Below are 21575 nucleotides of genomic sequence, written 5' to 3'. Positions count from 1 at the left end.
CCTGGGTATCAACCACGCAGGTCATCGATAAAACGATCCATCGCTCCAAGGGTCTGCTGCAGTCCATCGCCTGAACCGGCCAGAGCCTCATCAATCTGCTCCTGATCCGGGCGGGCCTCGAACTGCCGGACCCAGCGATAACCATCCGGATCAAGTCGAAACAGCTCCCACTGCTTTTGATGTTCCTGCATCAAGGCCCCTTGCAGAAATGGTTCAAGATGAAAAGCCGATTGCCAGGTGGACATGAATCCTTTGCGCCTCGACCTGGCAACACTGCCGATCCCCACGGCGGCATCCTCGAGACGGCTGTTCAGCAGAACCACCGGCTCAAACCACTGGCTGCAGATAGCCTCAACGGTTTCGTAATCACTTGGCTGAGCCCCGACGATCAACAGCAGATCACCGCGCCCGGCCCAGGCGGGATCGCGCTGCAGCTGATTGAGATCAACGCAACAGTCAGCAAGCTCAGGTCCGTCACGCTTGGCCAGGGCTGCAGCACCTGCATCCGGCCAGGCCAGCAGAAGACTCCGACCGCTGTCTTTCAATGCCTGGGTGAGCCTCAGTGAAGGACCGAGTAGGCGCAGTCCCTCGAACTTCCAGGTGACCTGCCAGCGGCCGCGCCGTTTGATGCCAAGCACCTCATTCAGTGCGGCGAAGGTCCGCTCTTCTGCCTGGGATAAGTCAGCGGGGAGGACGGCGCTCAATGGCTTCGTTCAGACCTGTCGTGCGGAGCGTACCGCCGCTATCGCATCAACTGTTGTTCTCAACCTCGAGGCCATGGAAGAACCGTTCAGTGATCCCATCGAGATCACCTGCGCTGATCCACGGTCCAAGGCTCAACCTCACACCGGATCGACGCATCGTCTGTGGAAGACCCATTGCGGTCAGAACGGAACTATCGCTGTCCTTTCCAGACGAACAGGCACTGCCGCTGCTGACCGCGAGACCTTGCGCATCAAGACTTCGAACGAGCTGACGCCCCGAAACAGGCTGACCGTTGTGATCACTGACAAGCAGCGAAAGATGATGGGGAAGACGTTGATCTGGATCACCGCAGACCACCAGGCGTTCATCCGTTAGCAGTCGGTCGCGCAGTGCATTGCGGAGCTCGGCGATCCCATTGCCTGCGACGGCGAGCTGATCTGGATCGCAGCGTTCGATCTGAGCGAGCGCAGCAGCCATCCCTGCAGCAAGAACAACGGATTCGGTTCCACTTCGCAGTCCTGCTTCCTGGCCACCGCCTGACAACAGTGGTTTCAGTTCGCAGCGAAGCGATTCCCTGACCAACAGCAGGCCGATCCCCCGCGGGCCTCCGCACTTGTGGGCCGATGCACTCATGAGGTCAACAGGCAGTTGACTCCAGTTGGGAAGCCCCTGACTGAGCACCTGCGAGGCATCCGTGTGAATGAGAATGCCTCTTCGCCTGCAGGCTTCCGCAACACTGAGCAGAGGTTGGATTGTGCCGATTTCACCCTGACCCCACACCAGGGACAAGATCCGGGTGGGTGGCGACAACAGTTCATCCAGGCGTTCGAGACGAATCCTCCCCAGCTGATCGACCGGCCATTCCACGACCTCCCAGCCGTTCCTGAAAAGCTGATGGGCTGCCCCCGACACAGCGGGATGCTCCACCGAAGAAATCACCAGACGGCCTGGAGACTGCAACCCAGCCAGCCCGTGCAGGGCGAGATGAACCGACTCGGTTGCACCGGAAGTGAACACCACATCCCGGAAGTCGGCGTTGAGCTTGTCGGCAATCTGAGCGCGGGATCTTTCGAGCGCCTCAGACGCCCTTAGCCCGAAACCATGAAGACTTGATGGATTGGCCCAGGCCTGATCCTGGATCTCGACCATGCGCTGAAGCACTCCTGGCCTCAGAGGAGCGGTGGCGCAGGCATCGAGATAGATCACTGGATCAGGCCTGTCTCACGGTTGAACATCGCGCTGGAGACGCGAAAGGGTTCGCTCCTCAAGAGATTCCGTGGCGATGTTGATCATTGAATCGAGCGACGTTGAAGCCAGAAAAGCCTGGACCCTCGATTGCGCTTCCTCCTCGGAGCAGGCATCAGCCGTTGCAGTCTCCACTGGCTCTTGCGTGGGTGGCGGATTAGACGCAGCCTGCTGGATCGGAACGAGATCCGGATTCAGAACACCATCGAAAACCGCGACAGCGGGCCCGGTCATGAACACTGAGGCGCCGGGCTTCTCCCAGCTGATCTGAAGAGGGCCTCCAGGCAGTTGGACCGTGGCCTGGCGATCGCTGAGACCAAGAAGAACGGCTGCCACGAGAGTGGCGCAGGCACCGGTTCCACAGGCAAGGGTTGGACCGGCACCGCGCTCCCAGACCCTGATTTCAAGATGGGATCGTCCGTGCACCTTCAGAAAGTGCACGTTGGCCCTGGCAGGAAAAATCGGATGATGCTCCAAGTCTTCTCCCCAGCGTTCAAAGGGGATGGTGCTCAGATCATCAACGGGTACAACTCCATGGGGGTTGCCCATTCCCACTGCTGCAAGGGTGAGTGTCACGCCATCAAGGTCGACTTCTCCGACAGGCAGTCCGCTCGCGTCGGTTGCAAGCGTGGTCGGGACGGCAGAAGGCTCGAGGAATGGAGCTCCCATGTCAACACGGATCTGCCCATCACTCTGAAGTTCCGGAACAATCAGACCGGCAGGGGTTTCGATGGTCCATCTCCGGCCAGGGCCATCACCATCACTGTCAGCAAGAAAGCGGGCAAGACAGCGGATTCCGTTGCCGCACATCTCGGCTTCTGATCCATCGGCGTTGAAAATACGCATGCGCAGTTCAGCATCTCCCTCGGATGGCAGAGCCAGGATCAAGCCATCAGCGCCGATCCCGAAGCGCCTGTCGCAGAGGCGTTGCACCCAGCTCGGATCCGGAGACTGAATTTCTTCAGACAATTGCCCGGAACGACCTTCCATCAGGATGAAATCGTTACCCAACCCCTGATATTTGCTGAACGTCAGCATTGCTTACAACCTAGTGATACCAACACATTACAGGATTTCGAAGACCGATTTTTCAAACCCGAACCCGCACAGGCACCCTGTAGACACCCGTCAGAGCCAGATGAGTTGGGCATCACTTCCGAAGACGTGATCAACTCACAGAAACGGTGAGGCGTGGAATCCGTCTCAGGATGCGGCTGAGAGCACGGCCCAACCTCCCAGCATGGCCACCAGAGGAAGAATCAGAAGAAGCAGAAAATTCAGCACAGAGACTCTGAAGGCATGGAGACAACGTAGCGAGCCAACACGAATCACCAGAGGGGATCAAGCAGATAACTGCGCAGAATAGATCAAATTATTGACTTCAATGCATCGTCCAGCGCGTTGAAATCAATCAGTGAGATTTCAGCAGCAAGAGGTGGACGGTATTCATCCAGGTTTCGGCATTGGTTGAAGGGAACCATTGGAACGATCAACACTTATGCGGGATTTAGAGTATATAAATATATGGTTTTCAAGGTTTTCAACTCAATGAACCGAGGCAACCTCGGGATCATGGTGAGGTCCAGAATCCACTGTAAAACCAGTCATTGATGAATGCATTCAATTCATCGTCTGTCTGGCAGCCACTCTCTCTGATTAACTCGGAATCTGAATCAGTCTTGCGGATTTCATAGAAATCCTCAGGAGTGAAATCACCTTCATCGAACTGATCCAGCATGGATGCCCACTCATTGGTGAGCGCAATCAGCAATTGCTCTCTTGTCTCAGGATTCAGCTTCAAAGATTTCAGGCCTTCTTCGATGAATCGATTATGTGCTGATTGACGAGGCCTGGCGTCTTTGCTGGAGTGTTCTTTGAAAAGCTGTTTTTGACTTCAACACCATGGATTCGTCGGGCTTTGATCCCAGTTTGCCCGGTATCCGGTTGATCCAGTCATGGATTCGTGAGCAGCGAGTGCTCGGAATCGAGCTGAACGACGGCAGCAGACTGGATGGTCGTCTTGCATGGCAGGACCCTCAGTACCTCGCACTTCAACGGGAAGACAGCGACGACCCCGTGTTGATCAATCGTCTGGCCGTGATCACCATCCGCCCCCTGATCTGATCAAGAGGGGGCGTAGTTCCGATTGCCACCCTGGAAGCGCCTCAAGCTGTGTCACGATCTCCGGCAGGTGTTCTCCTGATGTGACAGGCCCGCAGTCCTCTTCCCTACCCGAAACCTCTCCGGGGCTGTCTGATCGCTATGACCCCTCCGTTCTCGAAGAGCGATGGCAGCAGACATGGGAGCAGCAGGATCTGTATGCAACGCAGGCACCGGAACCTGAGCAACGGGCGTTCTATGCCCTTTCGATGTTTCCCTACCCCTCCGGCAGCCTGCACATGGGTCATGTCCGGAACTACGTGATCACTGATGTGATCGCAAGGGCACAGCGCATGCGAGGGGATGCCGTTCTGCATCCGATGGGCTGGGACGCCTTCGGACTTCCCGCAGAGAACGCAGCGATTGAGCGCGGTGTAGATCCTGGGGTCTGGACAGATCGCAACATCGAGCAGATGCGTGATCAACTCGGTCGGCTTGGTCTGTCGATCGACTGGTCGCGAGAACAGGCCACCTGCCATGAGGACTACTACCGCTGGACCCAGTGGTTGTTTCTGGAACTGCATCAATCAGGGCTGGCTTATCAGAAGGAGGCAACTGTCAACTGGGACCCGGTCGACCAGACAGTGCTTGCCAATGAACAGGTTGATTCCGAAGGGCGTTCATGGCGTTCTGGAGCCCTTGTTGAACAGAAGAACCTGAAGCAGTGGTTCCTGAAAATCACGCAATACGCCGATGCACTGCTCGACGACCTGGAGCTGCTGAGCGGATGGCCTGAAAGGGTCCGCACCATGCAGGCCAACTGGATCGGACGCTCGATCGGTGCCGAGATCGACTTTCAGGTTGAGGGTCACGAGCAGGCGACGATCACGGTGTTCACCACCAGGGCGGACACCCTGTTTGGGGTGAGTTACGTCGTTCTGGCACCTGAGCATCCACTCGTTGATGCACTGACCTCTGCCGATCAACGCGATTCCGTTGCGGCCTTCCGCGACCTTGTCGATGCACTCACCAACGATGAGCGCACAGCAGAGGATCGACCGAAACGAGGAGTCGCCATCGGTGCCGAGGCTGTCAATCCCGCCAACGGCCAGAAGGTGCCGATCTGGATCGCTGACTACGTTCTCGCTGACTACGGCACAGGTGCCGTGATGGGAGTGCCGGCTCATGATGAACGGGATTTCCGATTTGCACGGAGCTACGAACTGCCGGTGCATCGCGTCATCAAGATGGACGGTGCCAATGAGCACCTCAACGATGGCGAGGCTTGGACCGGTCCTGGATCTCTCATCAACAGCGGGCCGTTTGACGGGCAGAGCAATGATCAGGCCCGAGTGGCCATCACCGATCACGGTGGCCGAGAAGGTTGGGCAAGAGCCAAACGCCAGTACCGACTCCGAGACTGGCTGATCTCACGTCAGCGCTACTGGGGTTGTCCGATTCCGATCATCCACTGCCCTGACTGCGGGGCCCAACCAGTGCCCAGAGATCAGCTGCCGGTGGCTCTTCCCAAGAACATCAATCTGGAGGGGAGGGGCGGTTCCCCCCTCGCGGGACTTGATGACTGGGTCAATGTCAGCTGCCCATCCTGTGGCAAACCCGCTCGACGGGAGACGGACACCATGGACACCTTCATGTGTTCGTCGTGGTATTTCCTTCGCTTCGCGGATCCGAGCAACACAGATCTGCCCTTTGATGCGGAAGCCGTCAGACGCTGGCTTCCTGTTCAGCAATACGTGGGAGGGATCGAGCACGCGATTCTCCACCTTCTGTATTCGCGGTTCTTCACCAAGGCACTGAAGGATCGCGGCCTCATCCCCATCAATGAACCGTTCGAGCGGTTGTTGACGCAGGGAATGGTTCAGGGCGTGACCTACCGAAATCCGCGCTCCGGTCGCTACGTCGCGCCAGCTCAGGTTGTCGACCAGGGAAACCCGATCGATCCGGAGGATGGAGGTGAGCTCGAAGTGCTGTTTGAAAAGATGTCGAAGTCGAAGCACAACGGTGTCGATCCCGCTTTCGTGATTGACCGGTATGGAGCTGATACGGCTCGGATGTTCATCCTTTTCAAAGCTCCCCCGGAGAAGGATCTGGAATGGGATGACGCCGACGTGGAGGGTCAGTTCCGCTTCCTGCAACGTCTCTGGCGACTTGTTGACAGCGTGCGGAGTACGTGCACAGCGGATCAACTGCTCAGGAACGGCACAGCGTCAATTCCCGCTGAACTGTCGGAGACGGATACAACGATTCGCCGCGCCGTTCATGTCGCGATTCAGGCAGTCGGCGAAGACCTCAGCGGTGACTTTCAGTTCAACACCGCCATTTCAGAGCTGATGAAACTCTCCAACAGCCTCTCGGGCAAAGTCTTGGAGGCATCGAGATCGGTACAGATTGAGGCGATGGGTGCTCTGATCAGGCTCCTTGCCCCCTTTGCGCCCCACCTGGCTGAGGAATTCTGGTTGAGACTTGGTGGAGAGGGCAGTGTCCATGAGCAGCCATGGCCGCTCCATGACCCTGAAGCACTGGTTCAGGACATCGTTGAACTGGTGATTCAGGTCAAGGGAAAAGTGCGTGGAACCATCCAGGTTCCGGCGAACTGTGACAAGGACAAACTGGAAGAGCTGGCCCTGGCCAGTGACGTGGCACAACGTTGGCTGGAGGGCAAGCCACCCAGGCGCGTGATTGTTGTACCAGGGAAACTGGTAAACCTGGTGCCCTCCTGAAGGTTGTTCACGATTTGCTGAAACGAAGGGTGGCAGGCTTGTTCCAGTCGCCCTGGGCCTGGTACCCGCGCTTGTTGGCGGTGAGATGACGCACGATCCAGAAGATGGCCTCAACGGAACCTTCCCCGATCGCCTGCTGAATCTCCACAACGGAACGGGAAACGCCGTCGCTGAGCACCTCTTCAACCTGTCGCTGAAGCTTCAGAATCGCAGCTGCAGCCTTCTTGCCAGCCTCCACCCCAGGCTGGTGATAGGCATTGACGTTGACAAGTTCGCCATAGAAACCAACGGCACGCTCAAACAGGGCGATCAAGGCACCGAGTCGTCGGGCATCGAACTGGCGCATGCTGATGCTCAGGCTCTGACGACCACCCTCAGTGAGAGCTGACCGGGTTCCCTGCAGGAAACCGTCGAGAAAATCTCCGGGACGTTCGCCGTTGATCTCAGGAATGTCATCTCCATCGCGAAGCACCTCGATGAATGTCACAAAGAAGTTGTCGATTCCATCGCGCAGCTGTTGAACGTAGGCATGCTGATCCGTGGAGCCTTTATTGCCATAAACAGCGATGCCCTGATGAGCGACCTCTCCATTACGGTCAAGCCGCTTGCCGAGTGACTCCATCACCAGCTGCTGCAGGTAGCGACTGAACACCTCAAGACGGTCGCGATAGGGCAGCACCACCATGTCGCGCTTGCCCTTGCCCTCACCGGCGGAATACCAGGCTGCTGCCATCAGTGCTGCAGGATTGCGTCGAACGTCACTGACACGCGTGGCTTCATCCATCTGAGCAGCACCTGCCAGAAAGCTGCGGATATCGCAGCCGATCAGAGCTCCTGGAACCAGGCCGACCGCACTGGTGATGCTGGTGCGTCCTCCAACCCAGTCGAACATGTCGAAGCGATGAAGCCACTGTTCACGAACGGCCTGTTGATCAAGTTTGCTGCCGGCCATGGTGATCGTCACAGCCTGGGCAGACCATTGGCCACCAGCTGCTTCAAGGCGATGGCGTGCCTGCTCCATGCCGAGATGGGGCTCGGGAGTGCCCCCGGATTTGCTCACCGTCACCACCAGAGTGGTGCGCAGATCATCACCGATCTCTTCGAGAACGCGACTCATGCCGTTCGGATCCACGTTGTCGAAGAAGTGGAAAGGCAGTCCGGCGCCCTTGTCCTGAAGGGCACGGATCATCAGCAGCGGGCCCAGACCACTGCCGCCGATGCCGATCCAGAGAACATTGGTGAAGGGCTGACCGGTCGGTGATTTGATCGACCCGTTGATCACCGCCTGTCCGAACTGCTCGATCTCGTCAATTTCCGCAGCGATGTGCTGGCCAACCTGTGGATCAGGTGCGAGCTGCGGATGCCGCAGCCAGTAATGACCAACCTGGCGATTCTCATCAACGTTGGCGATGGCACCGTTCTCAAGAGCCTTCATGGCGTCGAAGGCCTGATCCATTCGAGGAGTCAGTGCTTCGAGCTGGGAGTTATTGATGTGCATGCGACTGATATCCAGCCACATCCCAAGATCCTCGTGGTGCCAGAGGAGATCACAGAAACGCTGCCATTGAATCTGGGCATCCGTGGCACTGAAATCCGGGAAACTCATCTCGACGAGAGAACTCTCTGCGTCGAAGTTATCCGGGATCCAGCGGAATGCCCATGAACCGAGATCTCGCAGCTAATCTCCGTCAATGCTTCCTGACAGGCCCAGTTTCAGCTCCGCCATGAAGACGAGAGCGATCACAGGCCTTGCGGCCTTGGCGGCAGCTGCATTGGCAGCCTCAGTGATGATTCGATTGCCGATCGGTGGAGTCAAACCTGATGAGGCATCTGCTGGATCATCCTCGCCGCTGTCGAATGAGGGCGACCCTGACCCGACAGATTTCAGTGCTGAGGAACTCGAGCATCTGCAACGTCGATTCGGCGTTCACGGCCCCCAGACGCAGCTGGCTCAGCTATTCACCAGAGGTGTGGACCAGCTTCAGCCTCTTCGCGCCAACACTCTGTCCAGATTGAACAGGCTCAAACCTGTGATCCAGAGAGAAGCTGACCGACATCGAATCAATCCGATGCTGGTCACAGCCATTCTGTTTGATGAGATTCAGCACTCCAAACCTGGGGAGGATCTGCCTTTCGTTGTGCACTCCGGACTTGTGGAGACCCATGGCCCAGCACAACTGGGGATCAGCGAGCTGATCCACCAGGGTCGGCTGCCCGAAAAACCATCGCCACGTCAGATCGCTGAGGCACGTGACCTGCTGATGGATCCGGAAGCCAATGTTGAGCTTCTGGCGGCCAAGCTCTCACGACTGAAAGGAGAACTGGGACTCGACCGTGAATCAATCCTGATTGCCAGCAGGTCTTACGTCGATGCGAAGGCCATTGCCACCCTGGCTTATCTCCATAACGGCAAACTCGACTATCCCGCAAGGGTGTTGAGATACATGCAGGATCCAGCTCTGCATGGACTGATCTATTCCACGATCCGTCCGGCTGTGCTTCCAGTCATCTGAGCAGACTTTCTCGACAGCTATGTCCGGCACAGACTGCCGAGAGCGGCGAGACGGTTCTGGAGATTCTCCCAGGAGAAACTGCGTGGGTCTGCACGGGCACCACCAAGATCGACATGTCGGTGGGTTGTGATCGCGGCAGGATCGATGTCAAAGCTTTCCAGCCAGTCGTCAAGCACAAGCGCCAGAGCGTCGTACTGAGCTGACGTGTAACCGCTGTGCACCCCATAGCTGTCATGCCCGTCACCAGGGGTTTCAAGGCTGAGATGCAGGGCAAAGTTATTGACTGAACCCTGGAACTCGGGGTTGGTGACCGCCCATTCACCATGGAACGCCGAATATCCTGCGCCATAGGCCCGCTTCAGTGGATCCACCACATCGACGATTGAGCCATCCAGACCCACCAGAGTGTGGTAGCTGACCTGATCCTCATCACGGGGATGGGGCGTCAGAAATGTATTCACCGCAGAAGTCAGCGAATAAACCGTTTCATGCAGGATCACAACCCTCGGGGCGGGATTGAGGGGTTGCCCCCAGGGATCACTGCGATAACGCTCGCCGAAGTTGGTGGGGTCGGCTGGAATCAACTGACGAATCTGAGGAAGCTCACGGCGCTTGGCCAGCAGTCGCGTGCGCATCGTCTGATCGATGTCGGAACACTGACGAGCCAGAGGTGATGACCAGGGTGATGCCTCTGGCACCTTGGGCGGCAGGCCAGGAAGAGACTCTTTCTGATCGGCGTCGCGAGCGACTTCATCAAGCAGATCAAGCAGGGATGGCTCGCGTGCCGATTGATCAGTCGATTTCTCCGCAGTGAAGCCCACCAGCGAGAGAACCAGCACCATTGTTGAGGTTGTGGCCAGCAGGATTCCTGTCCCTGGGTGGCGAAGTCGGCCTAGGGACTTCCGAAACGCACGGTTCAGATGATCTGGAACCATTGATCGCGGAGCAAACGAGCCTCCCTGGTGGCCCCAGGGTCCCAGGCCAGTCGGTGACGTTCCACGCCGGCCTTCTTCAGAAATAGCTCCGTGCTGGCGATCCGGCCACGGCGGCTGTAGGCAACCTGACAGTGTTCAGGCCCCTGCAGGAGTTGCTGCGTGCGCTGAAGGTTGCGGCAGCGCCAGTCTCTGAGGGCCAGCAGTTCATCACCGACGACCAGACCGGCCGATTCGGCAGCTCCTTCAGGAACCGTTCGATCAATCCAAACACTTCCATCGGCATCTCTGAGGGTCCATCCCGCATCGGGATGATTTGCCATCACCGGTTCGAGCACAAGACCCAGAGCCTTCAGACAGGACTCGATTGGTAATGAGCCGCAATCATCCAGCCAGCAAGGGAGCTGATCAGCAAGATCAACCGAAGTGGAACCGATCACCTTCATCAGATCGCGCCGTGTGTAACCACGTTTGTGGATTCCCAGCCATGACCAGAGCTGACGCAGCGTTGCAGCGAGGGATCCACCGTGCTGACGTAGACGAACATCCAGGCAGAAGGCCAGTGCGGTTCCCAGCCGGTAGTAGCTGATCTGACTGCGAGCATTGGCCGGGGATTGTTTGTAGAGACGAACCCAGGCCTCCCGTGAGCTGTCGGCAAGAGACTGAATGCCTGTGCCCGGATTGAGAAGCACGTGGGAGAGATCTGCTCCCAGATCCTCGAGAAGATGGAGTCGACTGGAAAACCCAGAGAGGAGAGGAAGGGCCAGATCGAAATAGCTGGTGATCCCCTCCGCAAACCAGAGGCCCTCGCTGATGACCGGCCGGTCGTAGCGATAGGGAACGTATTCACTCGGCCGCAACCGGCGAACGTTCCACTGATGGAGATATTCATGGCCGATCAGTTGCAGAAGACTGCGGGTGCCGCCCTCTTCCAGCAGACGCGACCAGGGGAACTGCATCACCGAGGAGTTGTCGTGCTCCAGCCCCCCATATCCCTGATCCAGCAGTTGCAGCACCAGCTGGTAGGGCTCGCGGGACGGTGGATCCGAATCCATGAGATCGCAGACAGCGGAGCAGATGGATTCGATCTCCGCCGGCAGGGTTGTCGACCAGCCAGAGGGTGGCGCTCCGATCAGCACAAGCTCATGGGTCAGCGTCCTCACCTTCAGCGTCTCAACATGCAGCTCTCCGGCATGGATCGGTGCATCGACGAGATGGTCGAAATCTTCAGCCACAAAAAGATCGTTGTGGCGCTGCAACGGACAGGCCACGGTCCATGAGTCGGGAATTGAAAGCTGCAGAAGATGGCGATTCCAGCGCTGCCCCTCAACCAGCATCACGACTGCCGAAAGACAGAGTGATGCGAACACAGGATCAATGTGATTGGTGCGAACGGTCAGCTGTCTCGCTTCCAGTGAGTAGCGCAGCGTGACCTGTTCTGAAACACGGCAGTCCAGCTCCCAGGTTTCCGGCGATCGACGACGGGGGGTAAGGACTCGCCCGCCCTGCTCAACGCTGAGGCTGTGGAGATGCTGGGAAGGATCCCGAACGGTGTAGGAGCCAGGCGTCCAGACCGGCAGGGACCAGGTCTGATGGGAATGAATCGGACACCAACGGATCTCAACCCGGAGGATCTGTGAAGCGGGGGAGCAGAGATCGAGCGAAACCTGAACGTCGGCCATCACACGCCGACGGTGACCGTCTCGGCATCGATCATCTCTGCCTGCCGCAGAGCTTGGTTCATGGCGTAGCGGCGCAACACACGTCGCAGCGCTGACTCGGTCATTCCCGATCCGGCGGGAGCCGCAAGATCAGCCACGAGATCAAAATGAGGCTGACTGATGTTGCGTCTCCAGCCAAGCTGAAGACCCGATGGGTGCACAGCAGCGAGTTCCACCGACTGATGGCTGTCGAAGGAACTCACAACACCCCCACGGGAGACCTTGAATCCCTCGCTCTGGAGTGCGATCTCGAGCAGATCAAGATCGATCACCAGTGTGGGCAGGATGGACAGATGGGACATGTAACCGGAATGCCCGCGCAATCCGACCCTAGCCAGATGAACAGCGAGCGCTATTCAGCCCTGATCGTTCCGCCCATCGGCCCATGGCCGCGGTTTGATCCCCCGTTGCGTCTGGGCGTCATGGCCTCAGGAACAGGCTCTAACTTCGAGGCGCTTCACGACGCCACCGCCTGCGGAGACCTGAGTGCACAGCTTTGTCTTCTGGTGGTCAACAAGGCCGACTGTGGAGCAAGACAGAGAGCCGCTCATCTGGGAATTCGCTGCGAACTGAGAGACCACAGACACTTCACAAGCAGGGAGGCGTTGGATCAGGACCTGGTGCACACGTTCCAGGACGAGGGAGTGGAAGCGATTGTGATGGCCGGTTGGATGCGCATCGTGACACCTGTACTGATCGATGCATTTCCAGGCAGGTTGATCAACATCCACCCTTCGCTGCTGCCCTCCTTCCGAGGCATGGATGCGATCGGTCAATGTCTGACATCAGGGGCAGCCATTGCCGGCTGCACCGTGCATGAGGTGCAGAAGGATGTGGATACGGGACCGATCCTTGCGCAGGCTGCCGTTCCAGTCCTTCCAGGTGACGACAAGGAGAAACTCACCCGGCGCATTCAGGCGCAGGAGCACAGGTTGCTGCCCTGGGCAACGGCGCTCGCCGGACAGCGCTGGCGAAAAGCAGCATCAACTCAGGGATAGAAGGGTTCCAACGGAAGTCCCTCACTAACTGAAAGACCGGCCATCAGATTCAGACACTGCACGCCCTGGCCTGCCTGCCCCTTCATGAGATTGTCGACGGCGCTCATCAACACCAGACGACCTGTACGACCGTCAACCTGAACGGACAGCAGAGCCTGATTGGTGTGCTTTGCCCACTTGGTGGCGGGATAGGTTCCAACAGGCAACACCCTCACGCAGGGATGGTGGCGGTAGACAGCTTCTAGAACTGTCGTGCAGTCTTCCGCCGTGAGACCGGGATCTCGCAAACGGGCATAGACCGTGGAGAGAAGACCCCTCACCATCGGCACAAGATGGGGGGTGAACTGAAGCTGGATGGAGCACCCCGCCACAGCACTGGCAAGTTGCTCGATTTCCGATGTGTGGCGATGCCCAACAACGCCGTAGGGGCTGATCGACTCGGAGGCCTCCGCTAGAAGCAGATGTTCCTTGGCCGCCCTTCCTCCTCCGGAGGTGCCTGTTTTCGCATCAATGATCAACCCTTCGGTTTCGATCAACCCCTGTTTGAGGAATGGCAGCAACGGCAGAAGGCTTGTGGTGGGGAAGCATCCCGGCGCCGCCACCAACCTGGCTTCGGCGATCTCTGATCCATGCCATTCAGGCAGACCATAAACAGCCTCCTTGCAGAGTTCACCGTCAGTGCGCTGATGGGTTCTGGCTTCATGCACATACACCGAAGCCCACTGATCGAGATTGCGGTAGCGGTAATCAGCGGAGAGATCCACCACCCTGACTCCCCTCTCCAGCAGAGGCGGGACAAGTTGACTCGCCAGACCGTTGGGAAGACTGAGCACCGCGAACTCAGCGGCCGCGGCGATTCGATCGGGGTCAGGACTGTCAACAGTGAGGTCATCAGCGAGCGGCAGGAACGGACAGATCTCACTCCAGGAACGTCCCGCGGATCGCTCACCTCCCAAATAAGTGATGTCGAATGCTGCATGCGCGTTGAGGAGACGAAGGGTCTGCAGTCCCCCATACCCGGAGGCCCCCACCACAGCGACCCGTTGAATCCCCATTCCAGTGCTGGCACGTGGGTCGATCGTACCGACGTCGATAATGGGGAAAGCTTTAAGGACACCAGGACCGCTGCCCGATTCCGTTGCTCATACCGAGGGGGCTACTCCCATGTTTGATTCCATTCCTGATGCACTCGCCGCAATCCGCAATGGTGAGTGCATCGTGGTCGTGGACGATGAACGCCGGGAAAACGAGGGTGATCTGATCTGTGCGGCACAGTTCGCCACTCCTGAACAGATCAATTTCATGGCCACCGATGCCCGCGGCCTGATCTGCCTCGCCATGGAAGGGGAGCGTCTCGATGCGCTTGATCTGCCGCTGATGGTGGATCGCAACACCGACTCCAATCAGACGGCCTTCACCGTGAGCATCGATGCGGGCCCTGAAAACGGTGTGTCCACGGGCATCTCAGCGGATGACCGTTCGCGCACGATCCAGGTAGCGATCCAACCGGGAACGAAACCCTCGGATCTGCGCAGGCCTGGTCATATCTTTCCGCTCAGGGCACGACCGGGAGGCGTTCTCAAGCGTGCAGGCCACACAGAAGCTGCGGTGGATCTCGCCCAGATGTCCGGCCTCTATCCCTCCGGTGTCATCTGTGAGATTCAGAATCCGGATGGCTCGATGGCACGGCTTCCTGAACTGAAGATCTACGCCAGGGAACGGGGTCTGAAGCTGATCAGCATTGAAGACCTGATTCGCTACCGCCTCGATAACGAACGCTTCGTGGTGCGTTCGGCTCAGTGCTCTCTGCCAACGGAGTTCGGATCCTTCATCGCCATCGGTTACTCCAATGAACTCGACGGCAGCGAACATGTGGCACTGGTCAAGGGCGATCCCAACAATCTGAGCGAACCCGTGCTGGTGCGGATGCATTCCGAATGCCTCACCGGAGATGCCTTCGGATCGATGCGATGCGACTGCCGTGCCCAGCTGCACATGGCAATGAAGCACATCGAAGAGGAAGGCGAAGGAGTTGTTGTCTACCTGCGCCAGGAGGGACGTGGCATCGGCCTGATCAACAAATTCAAGGCCTACAGCCTGCAGGAAGGCGGTTTAGACACTGTTGAGGCAAACGAGAAGCTCGGATTCGCTCCTGACCTGCGCAATTACGGAGTCGGGGCACAGATCCTCAGTGACCTGGGAATTCACCGGCTCAACCTGCTCACCAACAACCCCAGAAAAATCGCAGGACTTGGCGGCTATGGCCTTGAGGTGGTGAATCGTGTGCCGATGAAAGCCCCAATCGGGGATTTCAATGCCAGGTATCTGGCCACCAAGAAAGAGAAGCTGGGTCACCTGCTGGAAACCATTGAACTGCGATCTCACTGGGTTCTGTGTCTTGACAGCTCCTCCACTGATGACGGGGTGCTGTCTGATCTGCTGCATCGTGTGGAACAGCTGAGCGAGGAACGCGGACTTCAGCTGCAGGCCGAACAAGGGCCACGCCTGCTGGCACTCTGGGAACGACCACGCTTCGTGTGGTCACTGCAAGGCTCAGATCCTGACTCAGCCTCGATCAAGACAATGCTCACCACCATGGCCGGCTGGACTGAGACATCGAGGCTGGGTCTGCTGCACACGGTGGATGAACAGCAGATCACCCACCCTCCCCAGACTCTTGAACGCAAGGAGCTCGAACGCAGATCTCTGCTGGATGAATCACAGGGGGCGACCTGGTTCCCTTCAGGAGACCAGGCCGCATTGATTCACTGGTCCTGAACGGTGACCTTCTGAATGCGGGTACCGTTCTTGATTGCAAGCACAACGTTCATGTCGGAGGTCAGACCGAAGACCGTATGCACGCCATCCAGATGAGGCTGGGCATCGTGAACGATGAAGAACTGGCTGCCACCGGTGTTCTTACCGGCATGTGCCATCGACAACGCACCGGGGACATGCTTCTTGCTATTGATTTCGCAATCGATCATGTAGCCGGGGCCGCCTGTTCCAGGAGTGCCACGTGATCCATCACGGCTGTTGGGGCATCCACCCTGCGCCATGAAACCATCAATCACCCGGTGAAAGGCAAGCCCGTCATAGAAACCTTCGCGTGCCAGCTTGACGAAGTTGGCAACGGTGTTGGGAGCGTCCTGATCGAACATCTCCAGCTTGATGTCGCCGGCGTCCGTGGACATGAGAACGGTCGTCAAGGCGTCAATCCGAAAACACCATGCTAGGCAGGTGAAGTTCAGGCCGACTTCAATCAAGCCATGAGCCCAACAGCCGCAAATCCAGAGCTTGATTCCGCCCGGGTTGGAGTGATCGGCGGCAGCGGTCTCTACTCGATCAACAATCTGGAGTCCGTACGGGAAGTGAACCCCGACACTCCGTTCGGCAAAACCTCCGATGCCCTGAGGGTCGGAACTCTCAGTGGCGTTGAGGTTGTGTTTCTGGCCCGGCATGGACGCGAGCACCATCTGATTCCGAGCGAAGTCCCCTACCAGGCCAACATCTGGGCCATGCGAAGCCTTGGCGTGCGCTGGCTGGTCTCAGTCTCGGCCGTTGGATCTCTGAGGGAACATCTGCGGCCGCGCGACATGGTGGTTCCCGATCAGTTCATTGATCGCACGAGACAGCGACCCCAGTCCTTTTTCGGGGATGGATGCGTGGCACACGTCAGCCTGGCGGATCCGTTCTGCCCTGCTCTCAGTGAAAGGTTGGCAGCGGCTGCCTCTGCATCCATGCCTGTGGGACATCATCTGCACCGCGGAGGCACCTACCTGTGCATGGAGGGGCCAGCCTTTTCAACCCGTGCGGAAAGCGAGCTCTACCGAAGCTGGGGATGCGATGTGATCGGCATGACCAACCACACGGAAGCGCGCCTGGCGAGAGAAGCCGAGATCGCCTATGCCTCGCTCAGCATGGTGACTGACTTCGATTGCTGGCATGACGATCACGACGCCGTGACCGTTGACATGGTGGTGGGCAACCTCAAGGCCAATGCAACGGCAACAGGGCCCATTCTTGAAAAACTGATGAACAGCTTCAGCCAGAACAAACCGGCTTCTTCAGCACACAGTGCACTGGAGAACGCATTGATGACTGCTCCGGCCGCCGTTCCGGTGGCCACCCGCCAGCGCCTCGACCTGTTCACCAGCCCCTACTGGGGGAGTGCTGAATCCTGAACCGGAAGTGTCATGCCCTTACTGAACAGAGCTGAGCGAAGGTCAGCGCGGTGAACGGTAAGCAGCGCATCAGCCTCTTCAGCGTTGAGGTCGCAACTGCCCATACAGAGAGCACGCTTGACGGAACCTTGAGCGCACTCCAGCAGTCGGAGAGCGGCTTCGCGTTCCAGACCGAGAAGATCCCTCAGGATACGGATGGAGCGGTCGACAAGCTTGCTGTTGCTGGCGGCAACGTCGACCATCCTGTTGCCGTAGACCTTGCCCAGCTTCACCATCACACCGGTTGAAAGGATATTGAGAGCCATCTTCGTGGCCGTTCCCGCTTTCAGACGCGTCGAACCCGTCAGCAGTTCGGGGCCCGTGAGCAGTCGGATGTCAATGCTGCACGGCAGAGGAGCCTGATCCGTGGGAACGCAGGCCATGGCGATCGCCAGTGCGCCGAGATCCCTGGCATATCCGAGTCCACCGCGCACGTAGGGCGTCGTTCCTCCTGCCGCAATTCCGACAAGACAGTCCTCAGGGCCAAAGTCTCGTTGCTGAAGATCCGTCACCGCTGCGGATTCAAGATCCTCAAGTCCTTCGGAACTGCGAAGCAGAGCCGGGGCACCTCCAGCAAGAATCCCCTGCACGAGCTCCGGCGGGCTGCAGAAGGTGGGGGGACATTCCGCGGCATCGAGCACACCAAGTCGGCCTGATGTTCCGGCACCCAGATAAAACAGGCGGCCTCTACCTCTAAGGCGTTCTGCAATGGCATCCACGGCCTGGCTCAGTGCGGTTCTGGCTCCCGAAACAGCCTGCTGAGGTCTGAGATCCTCCTCAATGAACAACCCCACCAGATCATCGGTTGAGAGCTGATCCAGCTGCTGACTTGCTGGATTCACCTGCTCGGTGAGCAGATAACCACGGTCACGGGAGGGGGCGACCAGGAAGGAGGGAGATCCGGAATTGATGGATGAAGAGTCAGCCATGCCTACAGAAGGCCCTCGAGACGACGGCGCACATCATCAAGGTCCTGATCAGCGGATTCGCTGTCTTTTGACGCACCACCCTGAACCTGAGATTGATCCTGCTCCGGTTCCTGTTCCTGCCAGTTCGTCACATCACGGTTGGCACTGGGAGGAGCCAGCATCATGCGTTCATCATCCGTTTTCGGAACAAAACCGTCGGACACGAATCTGGCCTCGTAGCCGGCTTCACGGCAGAACAGTTCGATCTCCTCACGGTCGAGAGCTTCCACGGTGGGTGTCGGGAAGTCCTGCGCTTCGAGCAACCCTGCATAGCGATCGGCATCATCGCGGTTCTCGAACATCAGAACCACGGTCTGACCTGAGAGCTCGAGGGAATGAATGCCTTCGCTGTCCTGTCCTGCGTCGTACAGGAGCACGTGAACCAACATGCTGATCAGTCGTCAGCAGCAGTCTCTCATCGGAACTGCAGCTCAGAAACCGCTGCCACGCTCAAGACTGAGTTCCTGCAGCCGCTGATAGAGCGCCCGTTCGTCGTCATCCAGTTCCGCTGGGATAACGATCACGATTTCAACGAGCTGATCGCCCTGATCATCGGCGTACTGAAGCCCCCGGCCACGCAACCGCAGCAAACGACCGCTGGAGGAACCCGGGGGAACCTGAAGAGTCACCGGTCCTGAGAGGGTTGGCACATCCACGGCACAGCCGAGCGCGGCATCCGGTGGCAGCAGCTCAAGCCGGTAGTGCACCCGCAGACCATCAATTCGCAGGCCGTCGTCGGTGATCACCCGAAGATGCAAAAAATGATCGCGTCCTCCCGGAGCCACGCCCTCAAGTCGCAGGCGCCAGCCGTCTCCGGCGAGAGGCGGAGTGCCGACCTCCACAAGAGTTCCATCACCCAGCTCAAGCTCCACGGTTGTGCCCTGCAGGGCCTGATCCGGGGTCAGATTCACCACCGTCTCCAGATCGTCTTCGCTGCGGACTGGAGGAGGGGGCTGGGGCGATGCTTCAGGCCAGTGAGATTCAAAAGTCTGTTCCGTTTCTTCGCCCACGCCGGGGGATGGCCCTCTGTCAACCGGACCGCTGGCAGCCTGCTCTCTGCGAACAGGTTCACGCTCAAGGCCCAGCACGACAGCGAGATAGTCCTCGAAATCAGGAAATCCAGTGCTGAAGGGATCAGCGGCAGCTGCGCCTCCACGCTGACGCGTCTGCCATTCCCTGCGCCTGTCGGGGTTGCTGAGAACCGCGTAGGCCTCATTGACCAGCTTGAAGCGTTCCTCGGCATGGCGATCATTGCCATTCAGATCCGGATGCCAGCGTCTGGCTTCACGCCGGAAGGCGCGCTTCAGGGCCTCAGGAGCTGCATCGGGCTCGAGACCAAGCAGTGACCAGTAGTCCGGTTCAGCGGAAGTTGTCATCGTCCCAGGGATCAATCCCTCGTCTGCCGCTTCGCATCCGCCCGTCATAGCGGGACTGTGGAGACGCCCAGGGGTCGTCATCCCAGTCGTCTTCGGCAAACAGCTCATCCTTGAGCGTGCCGAGGGTGCTCTTCAAGCCCTGCAGGGGCCCGGCCTCGGTCTGACGCTCTGCCGTGAGACGTCGATTCAGACCGAACAACGCTTCCTGCAGTCCGCTCACCGCCATCTCAAGTTCCTGCAGATCGTCCTGTTGCAGGAGATCCTGAACATCACGCACAGACATCTCAACCGCTCTCTGCTGACGTTCAGCTCCATAGGGCCCGAGCTCCAGAGCAGCATCGCGAAGCCGGCGCTCCGCCTGTGCGACGAGGGTCAGTGCCGAATTGCGTCGCTCAATCGTTGAACGCTTGCGACGGTCTTCATCCGCGCGGGCTTCCGCTTCGGCGAGAAGTCCCTGAATCTCATCTTCACTGAGAGTTGAACCACCCTGAATGGTCACCGACTGCTTACGACCCGTGGTGCGGTCCGTGGCACTGACCTGAAGGATGCCATTGGCATCGATATCGAAGGCAACCTGGATCTGAGGAACCCCTCGAGGTGCAGGTGGAATTCCGGAAAGACGAAAGCGCCCGAGAGATTTGTTATCGGACGCCATCTGGCGTTCTCCCTGCCAGACATGAATTTCAACAGATGACTGGTTGGGTTCTGAAGTGCTGAATACATCCGACTGACGCACTGGAATCTGGGTGTTGCGTGGAATCAAGACCTTCATCAGCCCCCCGATGGTTTCCAGACCGAGAGAAAGAGGGGTTACGTCATTGAGAAGAAGGTCACGCAGTTCACCGGTGATGATCCCCGCCTGAACCGCTGCGCCAACAGCCACCACCTCGTCGGGATTGACCGACTGGCAGGGATCATTGGGGATCAGGGTTCTGACCAGCTGCTGAACCATCGGCATGCGGGTGCTGCCGCCCACAAGCACAACATCATCGATATCCTCAGCCGCCCAGCCGGAATCCCGCAGGGCCGACTGCACGGGAACAAGCAACCGGTCGAGAAGATCAGGGCAGAGGCCCTCGAAGGTTTCTCGATCCAGGGTGGTCTCAATGTGCAGAGGACCATCGGCGCCAGTGGCGATGAACGGCAGGGAGACGGGCGTTGAGGTCACCCCGGAGAGCTCCTGCTTGGCCTTTTCCGCAGCTTCGGTGAGTCGTTGCAGCGCCTGACGATCACGCCGCAGGTCGACGGCATGCTCCTTGAGAAACGCTTCAGCAAGCCAGTCAACGATGCGCTGATCAAAATCGTTGCCGCCCAGCTGGGTGTCACCGTTGGTTGATTTGACATCGAAAACCCCGTTGGCAATCCTGAGCAGCGACACATCGAAGGTTCCACCGCCAAGGTCGAACACGAGAGCTCGACGCACGGCACTGCGGTCAAAGCCATAGGCGAGGGCAGCGGCGGTGGGTTCATTAAGGATCCGCTCAACATTGATTCCCGCCAGACGGCCGGCATCTCTTGTCGCCTGCCGCTGAGCATCATTGAAATAGGCAGGAACGGTGATCACGGCGGATTCCACCTCTTCACCGAGGTAGGTGGAGGCGTCATCCACCAGCTTGCGCAGAATGCTGGCCACAAGCTCTTCCGGGGCATATTCCCGCTCGGTCTGAGGGCAGGCCACGCGCACATTCCCCTGGCTGTTGGAGCGCACGGTGTAGGGAACAGTGAGCGACCCATCGTCGAGCTCATCCCAGGCCCGTCCAACAAAACGCTTGAGATTGGAGAAGGTGTTGCGAGGGTTGAGAACGAGCTGGCGACGAGCCGGTTGACCAACCAGAAGCTCGTTGTCCTTGGTGTAACCCAGCACGGAAGGCGTGGTCCGGGTGCCCTCCGCATTGGCAATCACCACGGGCCGCCCGGCCTCGAGAACAGCCACGACGGAATTGGTGGTACCGAGGTCGATTCCGACGATGCGGCCCATAAACGCCTGTGTGAAATCCCACGGTAACGGCCCAAACCACTCTCACCCAGCCCCAGTACAAGGAATCCCAAAGGG

Annotated in this window: 21 protein-coding genes; 6 read left to right on the top strand and 15 right to left on the bottom strand. The window is 58.5% G+C overall.

The features are described from left to right. Positions 1-8 precede the first annotated feature (8 nt). The 5 genes from SIB56_RS03810 to SIB56_RS03790 form a co-directional block, all read right to left on the bottom strand. The gene (locus SIB56_RS03810) at positions 9-704 is read right to left on the bottom strand and encodes a DUF1995 family protein (protein ID WP_413325574.1); all 696 of its coding nucleotides are present in this window, start codon (positions 702-704) and stop codon (positions 9-11) included. A 46-nt stretch (positions 705-750) separates the two neighbouring features. Then, on the bottom strand, positions 751-1911 hold the full coding sequence (locus SIB56_RS03805; RefSeq protein ID WP_413325572.1) for a cysteine desulfurase family protein: 1161 nt from the start codon (positions 1909-1911) through the stop codon (positions 751-753). A gap of 15 nt (positions 1912-1926) precedes the next feature. Next, on the bottom strand, positions 1927-2988 hold the full coding sequence (gene dapF / locus SIB56_RS03800) for a diaminopimelate epimerase (RefSeq protein WP_413325570.1): 1062 nt from the start codon (positions 2986-2988) through the stop codon (positions 1927-1929). Between the two features lie 165 nt (positions 2989-3153). Continuing rightward, positions 3154-3282 carry a hypothetical protein gene (locus SIB56_RS03795; RefSeq protein ID WP_413325567.1) on the bottom strand — a complete coding sequence of 43 codons (129 nt, stop codon included), beginning with the start codon at positions 3280-3282 and terminating at the stop codon, positions 3154-3156. Positions 3283-3520: 238 nt separating this feature from the next. Then, positions 3521-3751: a hypothetical protein gene (locus tag SIB56_RS03790; protein WP_413325565.1), complete on the bottom strand. Its 231-nt coding sequence runs from the start codon at positions 3749-3751 to the stop codon at positions 3521-3523. A 101-nt stretch (positions 3752-3852) separates the two neighbouring features. On the opposite strand from SIB56_RS03790, the gene SIB56_RS03785 reads away from it, so the two are divergent. Then, on the top strand, positions 3853-4074 hold the full coding sequence (locus SIB56_RS03785; protein ID WP_413325563.1) for an Hfq-related RNA-binding protein: 222 nt from the start codon (positions 3853-3855) through the stop codon (positions 4072-4074). Positions 4075-4154: 80 nt separating this feature from the next. After that, positions 4155-6791 carry a leucine--tRNA ligase gene (gene leuS / locus SIB56_RS03780; protein WP_413325561.1) on the top strand — a complete coding sequence of 879 codons (2637 nt, stop codon included), beginning with the start codon at positions 4155-4157 and terminating at the stop codon, positions 6789-6791. Between the two features lie 7 nt (positions 6792-6798). On the opposite strand, the gene SIB56_RS03775 is transcribed toward leuS, so the two are convergent. Next, the gene (locus SIB56_RS03775) at positions 6799-8397 is read right to left on the bottom strand and encodes a glucose-6-phosphate isomerase (protein WP_413325559.1); all 1599 of its coding nucleotides are present in this window, start codon (positions 8395-8397) and stop codon (positions 6799-6801) included. A 118-nt stretch (positions 8398-8515) separates the two neighbouring features. On the opposite strand from SIB56_RS03775, the gene SIB56_RS03770 reads away from it, so the two are divergent. After that, positions 8516-9304: a helicase DnaB gene (locus tag SIB56_RS03770; protein ID WP_413325558.1), complete on the top strand. Its 789-nt coding sequence runs from the start codon at positions 8516-8518 to the stop codon at positions 9302-9304. 17 nt (positions 9305-9321) lie between these two features. Here SIB56_RS03770 and SIB56_RS03765 read toward each other — a convergent pair whose 3' ends face one another. The 3 genes from SIB56_RS03765 to SIB56_RS03755 are packed head-to-tail and all read right to left on the bottom strand — an operon-like array spanning position 9322 to position 12259. Continuing rightward, entirely contained in the window at positions 9322-10239 is a 918-nt protein-coding gene (locus SIB56_RS03765; RefSeq protein WP_413325556.1) for an N-acetylmuramoyl-L-alanine amidase, read from the bottom strand. Beyond that, positions 10221-11918, bottom strand: a complete 1698-nt coding sequence (locus tag SIB56_RS03760) for a signal protein PDZ (RefSeq protein WP_413325554.1) — start codon at positions 11916-11918, stop codon at positions 10221-10223. Before SIB56_RS03760 ends, SIB56_RS03765 begins: the two co-directional genes overlap by 19 nt. Beyond that, a complete protein-coding gene (locus tag SIB56_RS03755) occupies positions 11918-12259 on the bottom strand; it encodes a DUF1257 domain-containing protein (RefSeq protein ID WP_413325552.1) in 342 nt (113 codons plus the stop codon). Before SIB56_RS03755 ends, SIB56_RS03760 begins: the two co-directional genes overlap by 1 nt. A 36-nt stretch (positions 12260-12295) precedes the next feature. Between SIB56_RS03755 and purN the strand changes: the two genes are divergently transcribed. Further along, positions 12296-12955, top strand: coding sequence for a phosphoribosylglycinamide formyltransferase (purN, locus tag SIB56_RS03750; RefSeq protein WP_413325550.1), 660 nt, complete (start codon positions 12296-12298; stop codon positions 12953-12955). On the opposite strand, the gene argC is transcribed toward purN, so the two are convergent. Next, entirely contained in the window at positions 12946-14010 is a 1065-nt protein-coding gene (gene argC, locus SIB56_RS03745) for an N-acetyl-gamma-glutamyl-phosphate reductase (protein ID WP_413325548.1), read from the bottom strand. The two genes, purN and argC, sit on opposite strands and share 10 nt — an antisense overlap. Positions 14011-14050: 40 nt before the next feature. Here argC and ribBA point away from each other — a divergent pair, with 40 nt between their 5' ends. Next, positions 14051-15733, top strand: coding sequence for a bifunctional 3,4-dihydroxy-2-butanone-4-phosphate synthase/GTP cyclohydrolase II (ribBA, locus tag SIB56_RS03740; RefSeq protein WP_413325545.1), 1683 nt, complete (start codon positions 14051-14053; stop codon positions 15731-15733). Here the strand turns inward: ribBA and SIB56_RS03735 are convergent. Then, positions 15721-16149: a peptidylprolyl isomerase gene (locus SIB56_RS03735; protein WP_413327089.1), complete on the bottom strand. Its 429-nt coding sequence runs from the start codon at positions 16147-16149 to the stop codon at positions 15721-15723. The two genes, ribBA and SIB56_RS03735, sit on opposite strands and share 13 nt — an antisense overlap. A 75-nt stretch (positions 16150-16224) precedes the next feature. Here SIB56_RS03735 and mtnP point away from each other — a divergent pair, with 75 nt between their 5' ends. Beyond that, on the top strand, positions 16225-17139 hold the full coding sequence (gene mtnP / locus SIB56_RS03730; protein ID WP_413325543.1) for an S-methyl-5'-thioadenosine phosphorylase: 915 nt from the start codon (positions 16225-16227) through the stop codon (positions 17137-17139). Here the strand turns inward: mtnP and murQ are convergent. Genes murQ through dnaK form a run of 4 tightly spaced genes read right to left on the bottom strand, consistent with a single transcriptional unit; the run spans position 17115 to position 21500 of the window. Further along, positions 17115-18107 carry an N-acetylmuramic acid 6-phosphate etherase gene (gene murQ / locus SIB56_RS03725; RefSeq protein WP_413325541.1) on the bottom strand — a complete coding sequence of 331 codons (993 nt, stop codon included), beginning with the start codon at positions 18105-18107 and terminating at the stop codon, positions 17115-17117. The genes mtnP and murQ overlap by 25 nt on opposite strands. A 2-nt stretch (positions 18108-18109) precedes the next feature. Then, the gene (locus tag SIB56_RS03720) at positions 18110-18535 is read right to left on the bottom strand and encodes a DUF3110 domain-containing protein (protein ID WP_413325538.1); all 426 of its coding nucleotides are present in this window, start codon (positions 18533-18535) and stop codon (positions 18110-18112) included. Positions 18536-18577: 42 nt separating this feature from the next. Then, positions 18578-19522 (bottom strand): DnaJ C-terminal domain-containing protein, encoded by a 945-nt coding sequence (locus tag SIB56_RS03715; protein WP_413325535.1) that lies wholly within the window; start codon positions 19520-19522, stop codon positions 18578-18580. Beyond that, on the bottom strand, positions 19506-21500 hold the full coding sequence (gene dnaK, locus SIB56_RS03710; RefSeq protein ID WP_413325533.1) for a molecular chaperone DnaK: 1995 nt from the start codon (positions 21498-21500) through the stop codon (positions 19506-19508). Before dnaK ends, SIB56_RS03715 begins: the two co-directional genes overlap by 17 nt. Between the last annotated feature and the right edge of the window lie 75 nt (positions 21501-21575).

The organism is Synechococcus sp. MIT S9503, assembly GCF_047304175.1.
Taxonomy (GTDB): Bacteria; Cyanobacteriota; Cyanobacteriia; order PCC-6307; family Cyanobiaceae; genus Synechococcus_C.
This window is presented reverse-complemented; position numbering and strand designations above follow the sequence as displayed.

What these genes read in the sequence shown, in the direction of transcription:
- murQ (WP_413325541.1), bottom strand. Translation starts at nt 18,107, where the DNA reads ATGGCTGACTCTTCATCCATCAATTCCGGATCTCCCTCCTTCCTGGTC.
- SIB56_RS03735 (WP_413327089.1), bottom strand. Translation starts at nt 16,149, where the DNA reads ATGTCCACGGACGCCGGCGACATCAAGCTGGAGATGTTCGATCAGGAC.
- dapF (WP_413325570.1), bottom strand. Translation starts at nt 2,988, where the DNA reads ATGCTGACGTTCAGCAAATATCAGGGGTTGGGTAACGATTTCATCCTG.
- SIB56_RS03765 (WP_413325556.1), bottom strand. Translation starts at nt 10,239, where the DNA reads ATGGTTCCAGATCATCTGAACCGTGCGTTTCGGAAGTCCCTAGGCCGA.
- SIB56_RS03785 (WP_413325563.1), top strand. Translation starts at nt 3,853, where the DNA reads ATGGATTCGTCGGGCTTTGATCCCAGTTTGCCCGGTATCCGGTTGATC.
- SIB56_RS03760 (WP_413325554.1), bottom strand. Translation starts at nt 11,918, where the DNA reads ATGGCCGACGTTCAGGTTTCGCTCGATCTCTGCTCCCCCGCTTCACAG.
- SIB56_RS03720 (WP_413325538.1), bottom strand. Translation starts at nt 18,535, where the DNA reads ATGTTGGTTCACGTGCTCCTGTACGACGCAGGACAGGACAGCGAAGGC.
- SIB56_RS03755 (WP_413325552.1), bottom strand. Translation starts at nt 12,259, where the DNA reads ATGTCCCATCTGTCCATCCTGCCCACACTGGTGATCGATCTTGATCTG.
- purN (WP_413325550.1), top strand. Translation starts at nt 12,296, where the DNA reads ATGAACAGCGAGCGCTATTCAGCCCTGATCGTTCCGCCCATCGGCCCA.
- ribBA (WP_413325545.1), top strand. Translation starts at nt 14,051, where the DNA reads ATGGGGAAAGCTTTAAGGACACCAGGACCGCTGCCCGATTCCGTTGCT.
- SIB56_RS03715 (WP_413325535.1), bottom strand. Translation starts at nt 19,522, where the DNA reads ATGACAACTTCCGCTGAACCGGACTACTGGTCACTGCTTGGTCTCGAG.
- SIB56_RS03770 (WP_413325558.1), top strand. Translation starts at nt 8,516, where the DNA reads ATGAAGACGAGAGCGATCACAGGCCTTGCGGCCTTGGCGGCAGCTGCA.
- mtnP (WP_413325543.1), top strand. Translation starts at nt 16,225, where the DNA reads ATGAGCCCAACAGCCGCAAATCCAGAGCTTGATTCCGCCCGGGTTGGA.
- dnaK (WP_413325533.1), bottom strand. Translation starts at nt 21,500, where the DNA reads ATGGGCCGCATCGTCGGAATCGACCTCGGTACCACCAATTCCGTCGTG.
- SIB56_RS03775 (WP_413325559.1), bottom strand. Translation starts at nt 8,397, where the DNA reads ATGAGTTTCCCGGATTTCAGTGCCACGGATGCCCAGATTCAATGGCAG.
- argC (WP_413325548.1), bottom strand. Translation starts at nt 14,010, where the DNA reads ATGGGGATTCAACGGGTCGCTGTGGTGGGGGCCTCCGGGTATGGGGGA.